Raw genomic sequence first — 20,452 nt, 5'->3', positions numbered from 1 at the left:
AGGGTGCCTTTGACGGAGGGAGTTCACGGTGGGAGAGAGCGCCGTACGGGTACGGGGACTGTGGAAGCGGTTCGGCCGGCAGGTCGCGGTGGCCGGGGTCGATCTCGAACTGCCCGCGGGCAAGTTCATCGGCCTGGTCGGGCCGAACGGGGCCGGGAAGACGACGACGCTCTCCATGGTCACGGGGCTGCTCCGGCCCGACCAGGGGTCCGTCGAGGTGGTCGGGCACGACGTGTGGCGCGATCCGGTCGAGGTGAAGGCGCGGATCGGGGTGCTGCCGGAGGGGCTGCGGCTCTTCGAGCGGCTCTCCGGACGGGAACTGCTCGCCTACTCCGGCCGGTTGCGCGGGCTGCCCGGCGCCGAGGTCGACAAGCGGGCCACCCAGCTCCTGGACGTCCTCGACCTGGCCGGCTCCCAGCACAAGCTGGTGGTCGACTACTCGACCGGCATGCGCAAGAAGATCGGCCTGGCGGCGGCGCTGCTGCACAACCCCGAGGTGCTGTTCCTGGACGAGCCCTTCGAGGGCGTCGACCCGGTCTCCGCGCAGACCATCCGCGGCGTCCTGGAGCGCTACACCGCCTCCGGCGCCACCGTCGTCTTCTCCTCGCACGTCATGGAGCTGGTGGAGTCGCTGTGCGACTGGGTGGCGGTGATGGCCGCCGGCCGCATCCGCGCCACCGGACCGCTCGCCGAGGTGCGCGGCGACGCCCCCTCGCTCCAGCAGGCGTTCCTCGAACTCGTCGGCGCGGGCGGCCGGGACGCCGGGTCCGACCTCGACTGGCTGGGCGGCGGCGTCCGATGACCGCGGCGACCGCACCGGGCCCCGCGGCCCCCACCGCCGCGTCCCTCACCCCCGTCCTCGTCCGGCTGAAGCTGTCGCTGCTCCGCAACGGGCTGCGGCAGTCCGGCGGGCGCACGGCCGCCTGGATCGCCTCGGCGGTCGTCGTCCTGCTCTTCACCGTGCTCCAGACGCTCGGCCTGATCGCGCTGCGCGGGCACGCCCACGCGGACGCGCTGATCGTGCTGATGGCGGCGGTGCTCGGGCTGGGCTGGGCGGTGATGCCGCTCTTCTTCAACAGCGGCGACGAGACGCTGGACCCGACCCGGCTGGTGATGCTGCCGCTGCGGCCCCAGCCGCTGGTACGGGCGCTGCTGGTCTCCTCGCTGGTCGGCATCGGGCCGCTCTTCACGCTCTGCCTGTTCGCCGGGTCGGTGGTCGCGGTCGCGCACGGCGCCTTCGCGTTCGTCGTCGGCGTGATCGGCGCCGTCCTCGCGTTGCTGGTCTGCGTGACCCTGGCCCGTGCCGTGGCCGCCGCCAACACCCGGCTGCTGACCAGCCGCAAGGGCCGCGACCTCGCGGTGCTGAGCGGTCTGGTCGTCGCGGTCGGCGCGCAACTGGTCAACTTCGGGGCGCAGCGCCTGGGCACCGGCGGGCTGGCCCAGCTCGAACCGGCCGCCGACGTGCTGCGCTGGGTGCCGCCGGGCACCGCGGTCGGCGCGATGGCCGCGGCGAGCGACGGGGAGTACGGGATCGCCCTGGCCCAGCTCGCGCTGACCGCGGCGGCGCTGGTGGTACTGCTGTGGGTGTGGTCGCGCCACCTGACCCGGCTGATGACCTCGCCGGACGGCTCGACGCTCACCGCCGACGACCGGCCGGCCCGCGAACGCGGCTCGGCGGGGCTTTCCCGGTGGCTCCCGGCCGGGCGGACCGGCACCACCATGGAGCGCACCCTGCGCTACGTGTGGCGCGATCCGAAGACCAAGTCGGCCTGGGTGACGGCGCTGGCGATCGGCCTGATCCTGCCGGTCTTCAACGCCTGGCAGGGCACCGGCTCGGTGTACTTCTCCTGCTTCGCCGCGGGGATGCTCGGCATCCAGATGTACAACCAGTTCGGCCAGGACACGTCCGCCTTCTGGCTGGTGGCGATGACGATCTCCTCGCCCAGGGACGCGTACGTGGAACTGCGCGGCCGGGCGCTGGCGCTGCTGCTGGTCACCCTGCCGTACGCCACCCTGGTCACCGTCGTGACGACGGCGATGCTGGGCGACTGGGCCGCGCTGCCGCCCGCGCTGGGGCTCTCCTTCGCGCTGCTCGGCGCGATGCTGGCGACCGGCGCGTGGACCTCGGCGCGCTTCCCGTACTCCATCCCGCAGGAGGGGTTCAAGAACGTCGCCCCCGGCCAGGTGGGGCTGGCCTGGATCTCCATCGTGGGCGGCATGGCCGGCGCGGCCCTGCTCTGCGCTCCGGTGATCGCGGCCACGATCTGGCTGAACGTGAGCGCGGGCGGCGAGGGCTGGCGCTGGCTGCTGCTCCCGGTGGGCGCGGCCTACGGCGCCGCGCTGACCCTGCTCGGCCTCCGCATGGCGGCCCCGCGCACGGCGGAACGCCTCCCGGAGATCCTCGCGGCGGTCAGCAAGGGCTGACGGGGCCTGCCGGCCGGGGGCGGGGGGCCTTCCGGCCGGGACGGGTGGCCTTCTGGCCGAGTACGGGGTGACCTACGGCCGGGGCGGGGGTGGCCTGTCGTGCCGGGTGGCCTGTCGGCCGGAGCGGGGCCCCCGGCGGCCAGCCGAACCAGAGCGACGGACAGACCGGCAACGCCAGAGCGAGGCACGGCTCCGCCCGCCGCGACCGCACGGACCGGGACACCGGGCGGACTTCCCCCAGCCTGCACGCCCGGCGGGCAGGCCGGAGCGGGGTGTCGACGAGCCGGCTCGCGGACCTGTCGGGCCTGGATACCGGCGTGGCCGCTCGGGCCAGGGCGCCGGGCGGGATGCCGACCCCGACGCCCGGGTCGCTGCCGAACCCGGCGCCCGGCGGGCGGGCCCGGACAAGGTGCCGGGCCGGGGCCGGCTCTGCCCGGCTGGGTGCCGGTGTGGCTGCGCGGGCCGGGGCGAGGTGCCGGGCGGCCTTTCAGGCCCGGGGCGGTCCGGGGCTCGGCGGCCTGCCCGGTGGTCAGGGGTGGCGGAGGCCGTCCAGGAAGGGGGCTATGGCCGAGCGCCAGGCCGCCGGCTGGTCGTAGTGGACGAAGTGACCGGCGTCGGCCACCTCCGCGTACCGGCCGTGCGGCAGGACCCGGACCATCTCCTGCGCCTCGGCCCGGCCCAGCTCGCCGTCGAGGCCGCGCACGACGAGGGTCGGGCAGCGCACCTGGGCCAGCTCCTCCCAGTGGGCGTCGTAGACCCAGGTCTCCCGGGACCTGAGCATCTGCTCCGGCTCGAAGACGGGCCGCCAGCCGTCGGGGGACTCGGCCATCACCTCGGCGAAGAACTCGCCCCGGGCCGGGTTGGGCCGCTCCACCCTCGGGTCGTCCTCGCCGAACCACTTGCGCACGTCGGCGAGGGTCGCGAAGGGCACCGGCCAGGTGCCGAACCACTCGGTCCACTCCCGCTGGGAGGCCGCGCCGAGCGCGGAGGCCCGCATATCGCAGACGACCAGCCCGCGGACGAGATCGGGCCGCTTGGCGGCGAGCTGCCAGGCGGTCAGCGCGCCCATGGCGTGCCCGATGAGGACGGCCGGGCCGAGGCGGAGCTGCTCCAGGGCGGCCTCCACGTCCCCGACGTACGCCTCACGGGTGTACGCGGCCCGGGGCGGCTTGTCGCTGCGGCCGTGGCCGCGCTGGTCGAGGGCGACGGCCCGGTGCCGCGCGGAGAGCCAGCGCGCGGTGGGGGCCCAGTGCGAGGCCCGCCCCATCAGCCCGTGCAGTAACAGCACCCCCGGAAGGCCGCCGGGCCCGTCCTGCGGCGGGTCCGCGTCGGCCTTGGGCGGGTCCCCGAACTCCCAGGCGGCGAGGCGTACGCCGCCCGCGCCGGTCACGTCGATACGCCGCGCCATCCGTCCTGGCACCCCCAAGCTCCGCTCGCACCGGACCCGCCCCACCCGGGCCGGCCGGTCCTGTGAACCGTGTCCTGCCTGCCGTGCCGTGCCTGCCGGCCCGACGGCCGACCGACCTCCGCAGAGTATCGAATATCCATTCGAAAATGCCGTCCCGTCGGCCAACACCCCTCAATCGAGTGACGCCGTCAGGGATTGATCGCCGTCACCGAGGGGAGATCTCCACCGGGAGGCGGACCGCTCGGGGAAAACGGTCCGAGGGGAACGACCCTGAGAGCTCGGGGCTCCGGGTCGACACAGGGGAGGACAGGCCCCGGCGCCACACGGCGCCGGGGCCCTCTCCGTCTCTCCGGCACGTCCCGCCCCCTTCTCGGACCGCCCGGCGGCACCGCCGGGGGCCCGGCCCCGAGCCCTCATGTCATATGCCTCATGCGACAGCGTGGCACGCGAACGGGCCGGGCGCTGCCGTTCGGACACGGGAATCCGGGATTCGACGCGATCCGTCCGGTGCCGCGGACCGGCCACCGCGACGGCGCGGGTGCCGCGGGACCGGCCGGATCAGCGCTTGGCGACGAACACGTGCGAGGCGACGTCCGCCTCCAGCTCGGCCGCCTCGCCGCCGCTGCCCACCAGCACCCCGCCGGCCGACTCGGTCACGCTCACCACCGAACCGGGCTGCACGCCCGCCCGGCGCAGCGTGTACATGAGCTGCGCGTCCGTCTGGATCGGCTCGCCGATCCGGCGCACGACGACCGTCTTGCCGTCGGCCCCGGGGTCGAGGTCGGCCAGCGAGACCATGCCCTCGTCCAGGAACGGGTCGGCGCCGTCCGGCTCGCCCAGCTCCTCCAGGCCCGGGATCGGGTTGCCGTAGGGAGACTCGGTGGGGTGGCGCAGCAGCTCCAGCACGCGGCGCTCCACGGCCTCGCTCATCACGTGCTCCCAGCGACACGCCTCGGCGTGCACCTGCTCCCACTCCAGGCCGATCACGTCGACGAGCAGGCACTCCGCGAGCCGGTGCTTGCGCATCACGCGCGTGGCCAGCCGGCGGCCCTCCTCCGTCAGCTCCAGGTGCCGGTCGGCGGCGACGGACACCAGCCCGTCCCGCTCCATCCGCGCCACCGTCTGGCTCACCGTCGGGCCGCTCTGGTCGAGCCGCTCGGCGATCCGGGCGCGCATGGGGACCACACCTTCCTCCTCCAGCTCCAGAATGGTGCGGAGGTACATCTCCGTGGTGTCGATCAGTCCGGACATACGTACCCCTTGATGAGATCTTCCGGAGCCGCGGCCCCGGCGTGTGCGCTGGCCCTGGAATCAATTCTGACGCATACCACCGACAACCGGGCCGTGCTGTGAAAAGCCGCGGACCGGCAGGGCCGGCGGCCGTGTTGACACCGTACTGGCCCAGACCGCACGGTGATCCGCGACGCAGGCACACCGAAGGGGCTCCGCATGAGCGACCGCAAGCCGGCCGGCCAGTTCCTCGACGCGGCGATCACACTGCTGCAACGGGTACGCGAGGAGGAGGCGGACGGCGTCGAGGCGGCCGGCACGCTGCTCGCCGACACCGTCTGCGCAGGTGGCAGGCTCTTCGCCTTCGGCGCCGGGCACTCCTCCCTCGCCGCCCAGGACGTGGTCTACCGCGCCGGGGGGCTCGCCCTGATGAACCTGCTCGCCGTGCCCGGCGCCGTCGGCGTCGACGTGATGCCCGCCACGCTCGGCTCCGCCCTGGAGCGGGTCGACGGGCTGGCCGCCGCGGTCCTGGACGCCTCCCCGGTCCGCGCGGGCGACGCCCTGGTGATCGTCTCCCTCTCCGGGCGCAACGCGCTGCCCGTGGAGATGGCGCTCGCCGCCCGTGCGGCGGGGGCCCGGGTGATCGGCGTGACCTCGGTGGCGTACGCCTCCGAGACGGCGTCGCGGCACTCCTCCGGCACGTTCCTCAAGGACCACTGCGACGTGGTCCTGGACTCCAAGATCGCCGTCGGGGACGCGGAGCTGAGCCTCGACACCGTCCCGGCGCCGTTCGCACCCGCGTCCACCGTCGTGACCTCGGCCCTGATGCAGGCGGTGATGGCGACTACGGCCGCCGTCCTCGCCGAGCGCGGCGTCGAACCCCCGCTGCTGCGCTCGGGCAACGTCGACGGCGGCCACGAGTGGAACGACCGCGTACTGGAGCAGTACGGCGACCGGATCTTCTACCGCCGGTAAGCCACGGGGGGGCGCCCCGCGCGCCCGCCAGTCCGTCGTCGCCGCCGGTGGTGGCGTACGCCGGGCAGCCTCGGGTACACCGTGGGCCCGACCCCCACGGCATCCGCGCCGCCGCCTGCCGGGGCAGCCCCCGTACGCCGGCCGGCCGGAACCGCCCTGCCCCCGGAGACTGGCCGCGAACCGCCCCCGCGGCGGGGCCGTCAGGTTCCCGACAGGTCCAGGAGGGCGGCTATGCGGACGGCGACGTCCTCGGCGTAGACCGCGTCGGGGCGTTCGAAGGCGCTGCGGCCGGCGCCGCGCAGGAACGTCACGACGCCGAGGGTGCGGCCCCGGCTGCGCAGCACCACGCACAGGGCGTGCACCGCGTCCACGGGCCACTGCCGGGCCCCCGCCCACTCCCGGGCCCGCTCCGCCGACACCGCCCCCGTACCGCCGCCGGAGCCTGCGCTCGCCCGCACCGAACCGGACCGTTCCACGCACTGGAGCGCCGGGTGTCCGTCGGGATAGCGGACCGGGAGCCCGGCCGCCGCCGACGGCACGCTGGGGGCCGGGGTGCCGGAGGGGGTGGTGACCACCCGGACCAGCCGCACCGGACGGTCCTGCTCGCCCTCGGGCAGGGCCCCGCCGGCCACCCGGTCGATCAGGGCGTGGTCGGCGAATCCGGCCAGCGCGAAGTCGAGGTGGACGGTGGCCGCCTCCGCCGGGTCCTCGCACTCGGCCGCGGCCCGGCCCGCCCGGTGGAGCTGGTTGGCGCGAAAGCGCAGCAGCGCCGCGTCCTGCTCGGCCCGCTTGGTGTCGGTGACGTCCTGGAACAGCCAGCCCACGCCGAGCGGCACCGGCTCCTCGGCGAGCGGCGAGGCGAGCCTGACGAAGCCGCTGCGCCAGCACCGGCGCCGGTCGCCCTCGGGGCCGCGCACGGTCACCCACATCTCGGCGGGGGCGGGCGGGGCGCCTTCGGCGAGGACGTGGGTGAGCGCGTTCTCCAGCTCCTCCACGCCCTGGGAGAGCAGGTCGCCGAGGGGGCGGCCGAGGACGGAGGTGCGGCCGGCGCCGAGCGCGCGGGCGGCGTGCGCGTTGACCACGGCGGGGCGCAGGTCGACGTCGACGAGGACGACGCCCCAGCTCGCACCCTCCAGCAGCGCCTCGCTCAGCGCGATCGAACGCTCCAGGTCGATCTGGGCGTGGACCTCGCTGAAAGCGCAGTACACACCCGCGGGCCGGCCGTCGGGGCCGCGTACGGCGGCGGACTGCGTACGGACCAGCACCCGCCCGCCATCCTTGGTGAGCAGCGCGAACTCGTGCACCTGGCGGCCGGGCGACCGCATCGCGGAGAGCAGCCGCTCCTCCACCTCGCCCGCGTCGGCGCTGCGCACCGCCCAGCCGGCGAACCCCTGCCGTCCCACGGCCTCGTCGGCGCTCCAGCCGAGGATGCGCTCGGCCTCGCGGTTCCAGTGGGTGACGACGCCGTCCGCGTCGAAGGCGCACAGCGCCGCGTCCATGCCGTCGAGGAGCGCCGCGAGCAGATCCGCGCCGACCCGCTCCGGCTCGTCCGGACCCAGCTCGTCGGTGGTCCCACTACGCCGGGAAGCACTCACCTGGACCCCCTGCAGGCTGCGTCCGCCGCGCGGTACGTCGTCTCGTCACTGGCTTTAGTTCACCGCTTGCTGGCCTTACTGGCCCTTATTCAACTCGAACGTGATGCAGCACACATCCTGTTCCCGCAAGAAGGCGGAAATCGTTGCCCCGCGGAAACCCCGCATACGCCACCGGAATGCGGCGCCGGCGGCGGGCTCCGGAAAAAGGCGTTGATGGACGGCCGAACGGTTCCTAGGGTGTGAGGTACACGAGAAGGGAGGTGGTTCGGCAGATGTATGACAACCGGACGCGTGAGGTGGCTGCGGGCTAGCGGTCCGCCACCGACACGCTGCGGTGCCGGACCAGCGCGCGAACGAGGCGCGCGGCCGGCCCAGTCTCCAGCAGTCACCCGACCCGCGAGTCGCCGGTACGTCCGGCCGGCTCCTCCTCCGGGAGGAACCAGGCTCGCGGGTCGCTCGCGTTCCCGGGGGGCGCGCGGTCAGTCGGCGATGTCGGCGTAGCCCTCGACGTCGCGCGGGTCGCGGGGGCCGGGGCCGACGTAGCGGGCCGAGGGGCGGACCAGGCGCCCGGTGCGTTTCTGCTCCAGGATGTGGGCCGACCAGCCGGCCGTACGGGCGCAGGTGAACATGGACGTGAACATGTGCGCCGGGACCTCGGCGAAGTCCAGCACGATCGCGGCCCAGAACTCCACGTTGGTGGCGAGGACCCGGTCGGGGCGGCGGTGGTGCAGCTCGGCCAGGGCCGCCTTCTCCAGGGCCTCGGCGACCTCGAAGCGGGGGGCGCCCAGCTCGCGGGCGGTGCGCCGCAGCACGCGGGCGCGGGGGTCCTCGGCGCGGTAGACGCGGTGGCCGAAGCCCATGAGCCGCTCGCCGGCGTCCAGGGTCCTGCGGACGTATCCCTCGGCGTCCCCGGTGCGCTCGATCTCCTCGATCATGTGCAGGACGCGGGAGGGGGCGCCGCCGTGCAGCGGGCCGGACATGGCGCCGACCGCCCCGGAGAGGGCCGCGGCGACGTCGGCGCCGGTGGAGGCGATGACGCGGCCGGTGAAGGTGGAGGCGTTCATGCCGTGCTCGGCGGCGGAGGTCCAGTAGGCGTCCACCGCGGCCACGTGCCGGGGGTCGGGCTCGCCGCGCCAGCGGATCATGAAGCGCTCGGTGATGGTGCGGGCCTTGTCGATCTCGGCCTGCGGGACCATCGGCAGGCCCTGACCGCGGGCCGACTGGGCGACGTACGACAGGGCCATCACGGCGGCGCGGGAGAGGTCGCCGCGGGCCTGCTCGGCGTCGATGTCCAGGAGCGGTTTCAGGCCCCAGACCGGTGCCAGCATGGCGAGCGCCGCCTGGACGTCGACCCGGATGTCGCCGGAGTGGACGGGGAGGGGGAAGGGCTCGGCGGGCGGCAGGCCGGGGTTGAAGGCGCCGTCGACGAGCAGGCCCCATACGTTGCCGAAGGAGACGTGGCCGACGAGGTCCTCGATGTCGACGCCGCGGTAGCGCAGGGCGCCGCCTTCCTTGTCGGGTTCGGCGATCTCCGTCTCGAACGCGACGACTCCCTCAAGCCCGGGTATGAAGTCGGACATCAGGCGGCTCCTTCGATCGTGTTCGTGAGGGGAGAGGCGTGGCGTGAGCGGACGGTGGGTGTGACCGGCGCTCGGTGGGTCCGCTGTCACTCCAGGCGACTCACGGCTCCCTCGTCACTCCTGTGATGCCCCGTTCGGTCGGCGGTCATCCAACGCGAACGGCACCAGCACGATATCCCTGAGTGCCACTTTTGGGGAGGGGGTGCGGCACTCAGTGCCACATCAATGACTCTCCGCAGGAAGATGAACACACAGGGTGATCGAGAGTTCCGTCCCGGACGGACGGCCTCCGGGGCGCCTCGGGATGGGGCAGGATGACGGCGTGACCGACCGCGACGCCGTCCCCTTCGATCTCGCCTCGATGCGCAAGCAGTACCGGGCGGAGGGGCTCTCCGAGACCGAGCTGGCCGCCACCCCCGTCGAGCAGTTCGCGCGCTGGTTCCGCCAGGCCGCGACCGAGGGCGGGCTGTTCGAGCCGAACGCCATGGTGGTCTCGACGGCGGACGCCGGGGGCCGCCCCAGCTCCCGCACGGTGCTGCTGAAACACTTCGACGAGCGCGGCTTCGTCTTCTACACCAACTACGGCTCCCGCAAGGGCCGGGACCTGGCCGAGAACCCGCACGTCTCGCTGCTCTTCCCCTGGCACCCGATGGCCCGGCAGGTCATCGTCACGGGGGTGGCCCGGCGTACCGGGCGGGACGAGACCGCCGCCTACTTCCGGACCCGGCCGCACGGCTCCCAGCTCGGGGCGTGGGCGAGCGCCCAGTCCTCGGTGGTGGCGGGGCGGACGACGCTGGACGGCGCCTACGACGAGCTGGCCGCCCGGTATCCGGAGGGCGAGCAGGTGCCGGTGCCGCCGCACTGGGGCGGGTTCCGGGTGGTGCCGTGGACGGTGGAGTTCTGGCAGGGCCGGGAGAACCGGCTGCACGACCGGCTGCGCTACGTGGCCGCGGCGGCCGGCGCCTGGCGCGTGGAGCGGCTGGCCCCCTGAGCGGGCCCGCGGAGGCCGACCCCCTGGAGCCGGGCCTCGTCGGGGTTTCCCGGCCCGCCGCTCTGCCCTCGTCGGGCTTCCCGGCCCGCCGCTCAGCCCTCGTCCGGCGCCTGCCCCAGGGCGTCGTCCAGGAGGCGGGCCCACTGGTCGACCACCCGGCGGCGCCGGGGGCCGTCGTCGGTGAGGAGGGTGGCGAGCCCGAGGCCGCGGGCCATGTCCAGCAGCCCCTGCACGCTCTCGCGGACGCCGGGGCGGGACTCGTCGGCGCCGAGCAGCTCCACCGCGATCCGGTGGCTCTCGCGGCCCACCCGGGCCTCCAGCTCGGTCACCCGCGCCCGCAACTGCTCCTCGTTGGAGGCGGCCACCCACAGGTGCAGCGCCGCCCGGAAGAGCGGCCCGGTGTAGAGGTCGACCAGGGCGGCGACCACCGCGCGCCGGTCCCCCGCGGCGGCCCCGTCGGGGAAGAGCGCCCTGAGCGCCCCGGAGCGTTCCTCGGCGACGTACTCGACGGCCGCGGTGAACAGGTCCTCGCGGGTCGGGAAGTGGTGCTGGGCGGCGCCCCGCGAGACCCCGGCGCGCTCGGCGACGACCAGGACCGTGGAGCCGGCCCAGCCGTGCTCCGCGAGACAGGCCACGGCGGCCTCCAGCAGCCGTTGCCGGGTGGCCCGGCTGCGGTCCTGCTTGGGGACTCGTTCCGCACGGTCGGCCGTGCTCACACCACCCATTCCGGTTCCCGTCGTTCGAGGAAGGCCGTCATCCCCTCGCGGGCCTGCGGGGAGGCGAACAGCCGGGCCGAGAGTGCGGTCAGTTCGGCCGCGTCCCGGTCGAATGCCTCCAGCACCCTAGCCGTGAGCAGCCGTTTCGTCGCGGCCAGGGCCTCGGGTGAGGCACGGCGCACACCGTCGAGCATCGGCGCGAGTACGGCGTCCACGTCGTCGCCGGCCGCCGTGACCAGGCCGGTACGGGTGGCCTCGGCGGCGTCGAAGCGCTCGCCGGTGAGGCAGTGACGGGCGAGGGCGCGGGGCTCGGCGCGGGGCAGCAGGGGCAGGGAGATGAGGGCGGGGGCCACGCCGACGTGGACCTCGGTGAAGGCGAACGTCGACGCGGTGGAGGCGGCGGCGATGTCGCAGGCGCCGAGCAGGCCGAGGCCGCCCGCGCGGACGTGGCCGTCGACGCGGGCGAGGACCGGCCGGGGCAGCTCGACGATCCGGCGGAGCAGGGCGGTCAGCGCCTCGGGGGCGGGCGGGTCGCGCAGGTCGGCGCCGGCACTGAAGACGGGCCCGGTGTGGGTGAGGACGACGGCCCGCACGTCCGGGTCGGCGGCGGCGTCGGCCAGGGCGCCGGACAGCGCGGCGACGAGCGCCCCGGAAAGCGCGTTGCGCCGCCGCGGCACGTCGAGCGTGAGGGTCTCGACCCCCCGGTCACGCCCACGGACGACACTCACGGGCCCTCCCGCGGGGCCTGGCGGAGGAGCTTGCCGCGCTCGCCGGTGGCGAGGTCCCGTCGTCCGGGGTCGTCGTGGGAGACGACGTGCGTCTCGGTGCCGGTGCCCGGGAGGAGTTCGGTCGTGCCGTACGCCTGGCCGACGGGCGGCGGGCCGAGCCGCCGGGAGCGGACGACGGCGAGTTCGGCGGCGAGGAACCGCCGCGTGTGGGTCAGCGGCCCCCAAGGACACACGGGCATGCGGCCCCCTCCATGCACTGAGGTGTGACGCTCCGAGGGTGACAGCGGCCACGGAAACAAGCAAGCACGCCTGCATGGTTCTCGCTTTTGGGGGACGTTCGACCCGGCACCACGGATTGACGCCCGACGCCCCCGCTACGGCCGACCACGGCTGTAGCGGGGGGGCGTTGCGTCGGTGCTGCGGACTACGCGGCGGCGACCAGCTCGCGGGCGCGTTCGTCGAAGTCGGCGACCAGGCGGTGGCTGCCGAACGGCCGCATGCGGCGCTGCAAGTCCTGCACGGCCTCGACCGCCCGCGACGACTTCACCCGACCCGTCAGGCGCAGCGTGCGCAGGCCGACGGAGTACGCCGCGTCGAGGTCCCGCCGTTGCAGGTGGGACACCGCGAGGGCGGCGTGCGACATGGCGCCGCGGCGGGCCCGCCGCTGCATCCTGGCGTGCTCGATCGAGCGGGCCGCGTGCTCCTCGGCCGCCTCGGAGTCGCCCAGGTCCCGCATCGTGTTCGCGTGCTCACCGTGCAGGTACGCGGGGTCGATGAACGCGGCCCACTCGGGCTCGGTGTCGAGGTCAACCCGCTCATACGCCCGCTCCGACCGCACGACCGCGCGGGTCGCGGCGGTCTTGTCTCCGAGCAGGGCGAGTGCCCGCGCCTCCAGGCACCACAGATCCGCCTCACAGGCCGGCGAGGTCGCCTTCGCCAGCCCCTGTCGGCCCGCTTGCGCCAGCCGCCGCCCCTCGTCGGGGTGGCCGAGCAGCGTCGCCTGGTCGGCCATTCCGGCCAGGACGTGCGCGCCCAGGGCCGCGTTACGCGACTCCTCGGCGAGGCGTAGCGACTGGATCAGGTACCGCTGGGCGACGCTGTTCTCGCCGTTGTCGTACGCCATCCAGCCGAGCAGGTAGGTCTGTTCGGCCGACGCCTCGCACAACGCGCGCCGCACCACGTCCTCATGCGAGCGCCGAAGCAGCGGATACACGTGCTGGTTCATGTACTCGGCGAGCACCAGGCGTCCGGACCCGCCGCCCTGGAGCACATCCATCCGCTGGAACGTGCCGAACATGTTCCTGACGGCGGTCACGTCTTCCAGCCGGACCCGGGGGCCCGGTTCCGGAGTCTGGTCGAGGGTGTTGAGAAGCCAGTCCCGCGACGGGCCCACCCCGGCCACGGCCGCGAAGGGTGCGGCGGCGAGGAACTTCCTACGGTCCACGTCAGTTCTCCCCAGGTCGGCGACGACTTCCACGGTAGCCACGAACGAGGCGTCACAGGTGTACGGCTCATGCCGGGCCTGGGCTGGGGTCAGTACGACTTGGGCAGGCCCAGGGTTTGGTGGGAGATGTAGTTGAGGATCATTTCCCGGCTGACCGGGGCGATGCGGGCCACGCGGGAGGCGGTGATCAGGGAGGCGAGCCCGAACTCGCGGGTCAGGCCGTTGCCGCCGAGGGTGTGCACGGCCTGGTCGACGGCGCGGACGCACGCCTCGCCTGCCGCGTACTTGGCCATGTTGGCCGCCTCGCCGGCCCCGGTGTCGTCCCCGGCGTCGTAGAGATGCGCCGCCCTCTGCATCATCAGGCGGGCCAGTTCGAGGTCGATGTGGGCCTGGGCGAGGGGGTGGGCGATGGCCTGGTGGGCGCCGATGGGGGTGTCCCAGACGGTGCGTTCGCGGGCGTAGGCGACGGCGCGGGCGAGGGCGTGGCGGCCCATGCCGATGGCGAAGGCGGCGGTCATGATCCGCTCGGGGTTGAGCCCGGCGAAGAGCTGGAGCAGCCCGGCGTCCTCCTGCTCGCCGACCAACGCCGACGCGGGCAGCCGGACTTCGTCGAGGACGAGTTCGAACTGCTTCTCGGCGGCGCGCAGTTCCATGTCGATCGGGTGGCGGGCGAAGCCTGGGGTGTCGCGGGGGACGATGAACAGGCAGGGTTTGAGCCGCCCCGTACGGGCGTCCTCGGTGCGGCCGACGACGAGGGTGGCGTCGGCGATGTCGACGCCGGAGACGAAGACCTTGCGGCCGGTGAGCACCCAGTCGTCGCCGTCGCGGCGGGCGGTGGTGGTGATGCGGTGGGAGTTGGAGCCGGCGTCGGGCTCGGTGATGCCGAAGGCCATGACGCGGCTGCCGTCGGCGAGGCCCGGGAGCCAGGCGCGCTTCTGCTCGTCGGTGCCGAAGCGGGCGATGACGGTGCCGCAGATCGCCGGGGAGACGATCAACATGAGCAACGGGCAGCCGGCGGCGCCCAGTTCCTCCAGGACGATGGAGAGGTCGGCGATGCCGCCGCCCCCGCCGCCGTACTCCTCGGGGAGGTTGACGCCGAGGTAGCCGAGCTTGCCGGCCTCGGCCCACAGGCCGGTGCGGTGGTCGCGGCCGTGGCGCTCGCCGAGGGCGGCGACCGCGGCGCGCAGGGCCTGGTGCTCGTCGGATTCGATGAGGGTGGTCATGCGTCTCCTTCGGCTGCGGGTGCGGGCTGGGCGGTGCGGGTCCGGCGGGACCGGCTAGCGGTCGTCCTCCTCGATGACCGCCAGCAGGTGGCCGACCTCCACGCGGGTGCCGGGCGCGGCGTGCAGGGCGGTGAGGGTGCCGTCGGCCGGGGCGGTGACGCGGTGCTCCATCTTCATCGCCTCCAGCCACAGCAGCGGCTGCCCGGCCCGTACGGGCGCCCCCTCGGCGACGCCCTCCGCGAGCCGGACGACCGTGCCCGGCATGGGGGCGAGCAGGGAGCCCGGCGCGTGCTGCCGGCCGGGGTCGGGGAAGCGGGGCAGGGCGGTGAGGACGTCGGCGCCGACGTGGACCCGCTCGCCGTGGCGGGCGACGCGGTAGGTGCGCCGGACGCCGTCGGCTTCGAGGACGACGCGGGTGGGGTCGGCGTGCAGTACGCGGACGCCGTCGGCGGCGAGGCCGGTGCGGGTGTGGACGTAGCGGACCTCGTGCTCCTCCCCGGCGAGGGCGTACCGCTTGATCTGCGGTTGGGAGGGCAGGTTGCGCCAGCCGCCGAAGCGGGAGCGGGCCGGGTCGCGGGCGTCGGCGAGGGCGGCGGCCAGCGGGGCGAGCGGGTCGGGGGCGGGCGTGGTGAGGGCGGCGAGGTGGCGGCCGTAGAAGCCGGTGTCCATCCGGCCGCCGGTGAACTCCTCGTGGCGCAGGGAGCGGACGAGCAGGTCGCGGTTGGTGACCGGGCCGTGGATCTCGGCGCGTTCCAGGGCGCCGGCCAGCCGGCGGACGGCCTCCGCGCGGGTGGGGGCGTGGGCGACGGCCTTGGCGAGCAGCGGGTCGTAGTGGACGCCGACCGTGTCACCGTCGGTGTAGCCGGTGTCCAGGCGGACGCCGTCCGGGACGGCGAGGCGGTGCAGCCGGCCGGTCCGCGGGGCCCAGCTCGCCGCCGGGTCCTCGGCGTACAGGCGGGCCTCGACGGCGTGGCCGCGTGGGGCCGGCGGGGCGGGCTCCAGGGCGTGGCCCTCGGCGACGCGGAGCTGGAGGGCGACCAGGTCGATGCCGAACACGGCCTCGGTGACGGGGTGTTCGACCTGGAGCCGGGTGTTCATCTCCAGGAAGTGCGCCCGGCCGTCCGCGACCAGGAACTCGACGGTGCCGGCACCCGTGTAGCCGACGGCGCGGGCGGCCTCCACCGCCCGGCGGCACAGCTCCCGTTCCAGCTCCCCGGGCAGGCCCGGTGCCGGGGCCTCCTCGATGACCTTCTGGTGGCGCCGCTGGAGGGAGCAGTCGCGGGTGCCCAGCGTCCACACGGTGCCGTGGGTGTCGGCGAGGAGCTGCACCTCGACATGGCGGCCGTTCTCGACGTACGGCTCGACGAAGACCTCGCCGTCGCCGAAGGCGCCCCTCGCCTCGGCGCGGGCGGCGTCGAGGGCCGCGCCGAGGTCGGCAAGGCGCCGTACGACGCGCATGCCGCGTCCGCCGCCGCCGGCCGCCGCCTTCACCAGCACCGGCAGGTCGGCGTCGGTGACGTGGTCCAGGGGCGCGATGCCGAGCAGCCGCTTGGCGCGGGTCTTGGACGCCATCGCCTCGATCGCCGCCGGGGGCGGTCCGATCCAGGTCAGGCCGGCGTCGCGGACGGCCCGCGCGAAACCGGCGTTCTCGGAGAGGAAGCCGTAGCCGGGGTGGACCGCGTCGGCGCCCGCGGCGAGGGCGGCCTTCACGACCAGGTCGCCGCGCAGGTACGTCTCCGCGGGCGACGCGCCCGGCAGCCGTACGGCGGTGTCGGCCAGTTGGGTGTGCAGGGCGTCCTCGTCGGCGTCCGAGTACACCGCGACCGTACGGATGCCCAGGTCGTGGCAGGTGCGGACGATACGGCAGGCGATCTCGCCCCGGTTGGCGACGAGCAGGGAAGCGATCATGGGGCCCCTCACATCCGGAAGACGCCGAAGCCGCCGCGCACGCCCTCGTAGGGGGCGGTGTGCACGGCCGACAGGCACAGGCCGAGGACGGTACGGGTGTCGCGCGGGTCGATGACGCCGTCGTCGTGGAGCCGCCCGGACAGGAACATCGGCAGCGACTCGGACTCGATCTGCCGCTCCACCATGGCGCGCAGCGCCGCGTCCGCGTCCTCGTCGTACGGGCGGCCCTTCGCGGCGGCCGACTGGCGGGCGACGAGGGAGAGCACCCCGGCGAGCTGCCGCGGGCCCATCACGGCGGACTTGGCGCTGGGCCAGGCGAAGAGGAAGCGGGGGTCGTAGGCCCGGCCGCACATGCCGTAGTGGCCGGCGCCGTAGGAGGCGCCGAGGAGCACGGAGAGGTGCGGGACCCGGGAGTTGCTCACCGCGTTGATCATCATGGCGCCGTGTTTGACGATGCCGCCCCGCTCGTACTCCCTGCCCACCATGTAGCCGGTGGTGTTGTGGAGGAAGAGGAGCGGGATGTCGCGCTGGTTGGCGAGCTGGATGAACTGGGCGGCCTTCTGCGACTCCTCGCTGAACAGCACCCCCCGGGCGTTGGCGAGGATGCCCACCGGATAGCCGTGCAGGCTCGCCCACCCGGTCGTCAGGCTGCTCCCGTACAGCGGCTTGAACTCGTCGAAGTCGGAGGCGTCGACGATCCGGGCGATGACCTCGCGCGGGTCGAAGGGGGTCCGCAGGTCCTCGGGGACGATCCCGAGCAGCTCCTCCGGATCGTGCCTCGGCTCCTCGGCGGGGCCCGGATCGGGGTACGCCTTGCGGTGGTTGAGGCGGGCGACGATCCGCCGGGCCTGGCGCAGCGCGTCGAGTTCGTCGACGGCGAAGTGGTCGGCGAGGCCCGACACGCGCGCGTGCATCGCGGCGCCGCCCAGCGACTCGTCGTCGCTCTCCTCGCCGGTCGCCATCCGCACCAGCGGCGGTCCGCCGAGGAAGACCTTCGCCCGCTCCTTGACCATGATCACGTGGTCGGACATGCCGGGTACGTACGCGCCGCCGGCCGTGGAGTTGCCGAAGACGACGGCGACGGTGGGGATGCCGGCCGCCGACAGCCGGGTCAGGTCGCGGAAGACCGCCCCGCCGGGGATGAAGATCTCCTTCTGGGAGGGCAGGTCGGCGCCGCCGGACTCGACCAGGCTGACGCAGGGCAGCCGGTTGGCGAAGGCGATGTCGTGGGCGCGCAGCGCCTTCTTCAGGCCCCACGGGTTGGTGGCGCCGCCGCGCACGGTCGGGTCGTTGGCGGTGATCAGGCACTCCACGCCCGCGACGACGCCGATGCCGGTGACGAGGGAGGCGCCGACGGTGTACTCGCTGCCCCAGCCGGCCAGCGGCGACAGCTCCAGGAAGGGCGCGTCGGGGTCGAGGAGCAGTTCGACGCGTTCGCGGGCGAGGAGCTTGCCGCGCCCGCGGTGCCGGGCGGCGTACTTCTCGCCGCCGCCGGCGAGGGCCTTGGCGTGCTCGGCGTCCAGGTCGGCGAGGCGGGCGAGCATGGCCTCCCGGTGGGCGCGGTACTCCGGGCCGGCCGGGTCCAGGGCGGAGGACAGGACCGTCACAGCAGGACCTCCGGGATGTCGAGGTGGCGGGAGCGGAGCCATTCGCCGAGCGCCTTGGCCTGCGGGTCGAAGCGGGCCCGCGCGGCGGCGCCCTCGCCGAGCAGCCCCTCGACGACGAAGTTCAGGGCGCGCAGTTGGGGCAGGGCGTGCCGGGTGACAGGCAGGTCGCGGGCCTCGGGTATCAGGTCGCGGAACCGGTCGGCGGTCAGTTCGTGCGCCAGCCACCGCCAGGCGTCCTCGGTGCGGGCCCAGACGCCGACGTTGGCGTCGCCGCCCTTGTCGCCGCTGCGCGCCCCGGCGATCCGGCCGAGCGGGGCCCGCCGCACCGGCCCGGCGGGCAGCGGCGCGGGCGGCTCCGGCTCGGGAAGCGGCCCGGGTACGGCGGTGACGGGGGCCGGGGGCACGCGCACGCGGCTCCCGTCGGGCAGGACGGCGGTGTGCGCCACGGCGTCCTGCGGGACGTACGCGGCCTCGAAGACGCCGTAGGGCGCGGCCCTGCCGGGCGGCGCGGTGACGTGGAAGCCGGGGTAGCTGGCGAGGGCGAGTTCGACCGCGGCGCCGGTCAGCGCCCGGCCGACGACGTCCTGGTCGGCGTCGCGGACCACGAGGCGCAGCAGGGCGCCGGCCGTCTCCTCGGTGGGGGCGTCGGGGCGGTCGGTGCGGACCAGTTCCCAGCGGACCTCGGCGGGCGGCGATCCGGCGAGCGCGTCGGTCATCTGTTCGCGGACCAGGGCGGCCTTGGCCTCGATGGCGAGGCCGGTGAGGACGAAGACGACCTCGCCCCGGAAGCCGCCGAGCCGGTTGCGGCCGACCTTGAGGGTGGGCGGCGGGGCCTCGCCGCGTACGCCGTCGATCCGCACCCGGTCGGGGCCGTCCCGGGTGAGGCGGACGGTGTCGAGCCGGGCGGTGACGTCGGGCCCGGCGTACCGGGCGCCGGCCGTCTCGTACAGCAGTTGGGCGGTGACGGTGCCGATGTCGACGTAGCCGCCGGTGCCCTCGTGCTTGGTGATGACCGAGGTGCCGTCGGCGTGCACCTCGGCGAGCGGGAAGCCGGGGCGGCGCAGGGCGCCGGGGCGTTCCTCGAAGAAGGGGTGGTTGCCGCCGGTCGCCTGGGTGCCGCACTCCAGTACGTGTCCGGCGACGACCGCGCCGGCGAGCCGGTCGTGGTCGTGCGCGCTCCAGCCGAAGTGGGCGGCGGCGGGCCCGGTGACCAGGGCGGCGTCGGTGACCCGCCCGGTGACCACGACGTCGGCGCCCGCGCGCAGGCAGGCGGCGATGCCGAAGCCGCCGAGGTAGGCGTGGGCGGCGAGGCTGCCGGGGTGGGCGGCGGTGAGGTCGTCGCCCTCGACGTGGGCGACACGGACCGGGACGCCGAGCCGCCCGGCCAGCTCCCGTACGGCACCGGCGAGTCCGGCCGGGTTGAGCCCGCCGGCGTTGGTGACGATCCGCACCCCGCGCTCGTGGGCGAGGCCGAGGCACTCCTCCAGTTGGCGCAGGAAGGTGCGGGCGTACCCGGCGTCCGGGTGCCTGAGCCGGTCGCGGCCGAGGATGAGCATGGTCAGCTCGGCGAGGTAGTCGCCGGTGAGCACGTCCAGGGGGCCGCCGGTGAGCATCTCGCGCATCGCGGCGAAGCGGTCGCCGTAGAAGCCGGAGGCGTTGCCGATGCGCAGGGGGGCGGGGCCCTGCAGGGCGGGGCCCAGCGGGGTGGGTTCCCTCCGGGCGGGTCCCTGCGGGGCGGCGGCGGTCACCGCTGCTCCCCCGTGGTCCCCCGGGGCGGGCGGCCGGCGCCGGGCGGTCCGGCGAATGCCTGCGCCAGGTCCAGCCAGCGGTCGGCGTCCGGGCCGGTGGCGGTGAGGGCGAGGTCGGCGCGGTGGGCGCGCTGGGTGGTCAGCAGGCAGAAGTCCAGCGCGGGCCCGGTGACGCGCTGGGCGGCGTCCTCGGGGCCGTGGACCCACGACTCGCCGTCGGGGGCGGTGAGTTCGACGCGGAACGGCTCGGCGGGCGGGGTGAGTCCGTGCGCCGCGAAGGCGTGGTCGCGGGTGCGGACGCCGAGGCGGGCCACGTGCCGCAGCCGTCCGGTGGGCGGGCGTACGACACCGAGGGCGTCCGCGATGTCCAGGCCGTGCGCCCAGGTCTCCATGAGCCGGGCGGTGGCCATGGTCGGGGCGGCCATCGGCGGCCCGTACCAGGGGACACGCGTGCCCGGCGGCACCTCGCGCAACGCCCGCGCCAGTGCCACGCGCCCCTCGCGCCACCCGGCGAGCAGTTCGGCGGGCGGCAGCGCGGCGCCCTCCGCGGCGCCCTCGTCGACGAAGCTCCCCGGGGCTGCGAGGGCCTTGTCGACCAGCGTCCGGAAGGCCGCCTCGTCGGTGACGGCCACCAGGGCGGACCGGTCGGTCCAGGCCAGGTGCGCGATCTGGTGGGCGACGGTCCAGCCCGGCGCGGGCGTGGCGAGGGCCCACCCCTCCGGACCCAGCGACGCGACCAGCGCGTCGGCCTCCCCGCTCTCCTCGTCCAGGTCGTCGAAGACAGACGTCGGATCGGCCACGGGACGCTCCCCTCGAACACGGCGCGGCGTGCGAGGAGCATGGCAGGGGGTCAGGAAACAATCAAGCGTGCTTGC

General features: G+C 74.9%; 16 protein-coding genes and 1 pseudogene. 4 read left to right on the top strand and 13 right to left on the bottom strand.

What is annotated here, in order from left to right:
- The first annotated feature begins 28 nt into the window (after positions 1-28).
- Together J5Y05_RS23050 and J5Y05_RS23045 are read left to right on the top strand one after the other, a co-directional pair.
- A complete protein-coding gene (locus J5Y05_RS23050; RefSeq protein WP_210874970.1) occupies positions 29-802 on the top strand; it encodes an ABC transporter ATP-binding protein in 774 nt (257 codons plus the stop codon).
- Entirely contained in the window at positions 799-2,424 is a 1,626-nt protein-coding gene (locus J5Y05_RS23045) for a transporter (protein ID WP_210874969.1), read from the top strand. Before J5Y05_RS23050 ends, J5Y05_RS23045 begins: the two co-directional genes overlap by 4 nt.
- 529 nt (positions 2,425-2,953) lie before the next feature.
- Here the strand turns inward: J5Y05_RS23045 and J5Y05_RS23040 are convergent.
- Together J5Y05_RS23040 and J5Y05_RS23035 are read right to left on the bottom strand one after the other, a co-directional pair.
- Positions 2,954-3,832: an alpha/beta fold hydrolase gene (locus tag J5Y05_RS23040; RefSeq protein WP_210874968.1), complete on the bottom strand. Its 879-nt coding sequence runs from the start codon at positions 3,830-3,832 to the stop codon at positions 2,954-2,956.
- Between the two features lie 558 nt (positions 3,833-4,390).
- Positions 4,391-5,083 (bottom strand): iron-dependent transcriptional repressor DtxR, encoded by a 693-nt coding sequence (locus J5Y05_RS23035; RefSeq protein ID WP_210874967.1) that lies wholly within the window; start codon positions 5,081-5,083, stop codon positions 4,391-4,393.
- Positions 5,084-5,281: 198 nt separating this feature from the next.
- Between J5Y05_RS23035 and J5Y05_RS23030 the strand changes: the two genes are divergently transcribed.
- Positions 5,282-6,037 (top strand): SIS domain-containing protein, encoded by a 756-nt coding sequence (locus J5Y05_RS23030; RefSeq protein ID WP_210874966.1) that lies wholly within the window; start codon positions 5,282-5,284, stop codon positions 6,035-6,037.
- A gap of 200 nt (positions 6,038-6,237) precedes the next feature.
- Here J5Y05_RS23030 and J5Y05_RS23025 read toward each other — a convergent pair whose 3' ends face one another.
- Together J5Y05_RS23025 and J5Y05_RS23020 are read right to left on the bottom strand one after the other, a co-directional pair.
- Positions 6,238-7,632, bottom strand: coding sequence for a PAS domain-containing protein (locus J5Y05_RS23025; RefSeq protein ID WP_210874965.1), 1,395 nt, complete (start codon positions 7,630-7,632; stop codon positions 6,238-6,240).
- A 479-nt stretch (positions 7,633-8,111) separates the two neighbouring features.
- A complete protein-coding gene (locus J5Y05_RS23020) occupies positions 8,112-9,212 on the bottom strand; it encodes a citrate synthase 2 (protein WP_210874964.1) in 1,101 nt (366 codons plus the stop codon).
- A 304-nt stretch (positions 9,213-9,516) separates the two neighbouring features.
- Here J5Y05_RS23020 and pdxH point away from each other — a divergent pair, with 304 nt between their 5' ends.
- Positions 9,517-10,203 (top strand): pyridoxamine 5'-phosphate oxidase, encoded by a 687-nt coding sequence (pdxH, locus tag J5Y05_RS23015; protein WP_210874963.1) that lies wholly within the window; start codon positions 9,517-9,519, stop codon positions 10,201-10,203.
- Between the two features lie 92 nt (positions 10,204-10,295).
- Here pdxH and J5Y05_RS23010 read toward each other — a convergent pair whose 3' ends face one another.
- From J5Y05_RS23010 to J5Y05_RS22970, 9 genes and pseudogenes are all read right to left on the bottom strand, one after another.
- The gene (locus J5Y05_RS23010) at positions 10,296-10,928 is read right to left on the bottom strand and encodes a TetR/AcrR family transcriptional regulator (RefSeq protein ID WP_210874962.1); all 633 of its coding nucleotides are present in this window, start codon (positions 10,926-10,928) and stop codon (positions 10,296-10,298) included.
- On the bottom strand, positions 10,916-11,647 hold the full coding sequence (locus J5Y05_RS23005; protein WP_210874961.1) for an enoyl-CoA hydratase family protein: 732 nt from the start codon (positions 11,645-11,647) through the stop codon (positions 10,916-10,918). The genes J5Y05_RS23010 and J5Y05_RS23005 overlap by 13 nt, the downstream gene beginning before the upstream one ends.
- The gene (locus tag J5Y05_RS23000) at positions 11,644-11,886 is read right to left on the bottom strand and encodes a hypothetical protein (protein ID WP_210874960.1); all 243 of its coding nucleotides are present in this window, start codon (positions 11,884-11,886) and stop codon (positions 11,644-11,646) included. The genes J5Y05_RS23005 and J5Y05_RS23000 overlap by 4 nt, the downstream gene beginning before the upstream one ends.
- Positions 11,887-12,071: 185 nt before the next feature.
- Positions 12,072-13,253, bottom strand: a pseudogene (locus J5Y05_RS22995) (NsdA family TPR-like regulatory protein); the annotation flags it as partial.
- Positions 13,181-14,314, bottom strand: a complete 1,134-nt coding sequence (locus tag J5Y05_RS22990) for an acyl-CoA dehydrogenase family protein (RefSeq protein WP_210874958.1) — start codon at positions 14,312-14,314, stop codon at positions 13,181-13,183. The pseudogene J5Y05_RS22995 and the gene J5Y05_RS22990, both read right to left, overlap by 73 nt.
- A 54-nt stretch (positions 14,315-14,368) precedes the next feature.
- Positions 14,369-16,222 carry an acetyl/propionyl/methylcrotonyl-CoA carboxylase subunit alpha gene (locus J5Y05_RS22985; protein ID WP_210874957.1) on the bottom strand — a complete coding sequence of 618 codons (1,854 nt, stop codon included), beginning with the start codon at positions 16,220-16,222 and terminating at the stop codon, positions 14,369-14,371.
- Positions 16,223-16,230: 8 nt separating this feature from the next.
- The gene (locus J5Y05_RS22980) at positions 16,231-17,829 is read right to left on the bottom strand and encodes an acyl-CoA carboxylase subunit beta (RefSeq protein WP_210874956.1); all 1,599 of its coding nucleotides are present in this window, start codon (positions 17,827-17,829) and stop codon (positions 16,231-16,233) included.
- Entirely contained in the window at positions 17,826-19,529 is a 1,704-nt protein-coding gene (locus J5Y05_RS22975) for an acyclic terpene utilization AtuA family protein (RefSeq protein ID WP_372450519.1), read from the bottom strand. Before J5Y05_RS22975 ends, J5Y05_RS22980 begins: the two co-directional genes overlap by 4 nt.
- Before the next feature lie 44 nt (positions 19,530-19,573).
- Complete coding sequence (locus J5Y05_RS22970) at positions 19,574-20,377, bottom strand: TIGR03084 family metal-binding protein (protein ID WP_210874954.1); 804 nt, start codon at positions 20,375-20,377, stop codon at positions 19,574-19,576.
- Positions 20,378-20,452: the final 75 nt, after the last annotated feature.

Source organism: Streptomyces tagetis (genome assembly GCF_018069565.1).
GTDB classification, from domain to species: Bacteria; Actinomycetota; Actinomycetes; order Streptomycetales; family Streptomycetaceae; genus Streptomyces; species Streptomyces tagetis.
This window is presented reverse-complemented; position numbering and strand designations above follow the sequence as displayed.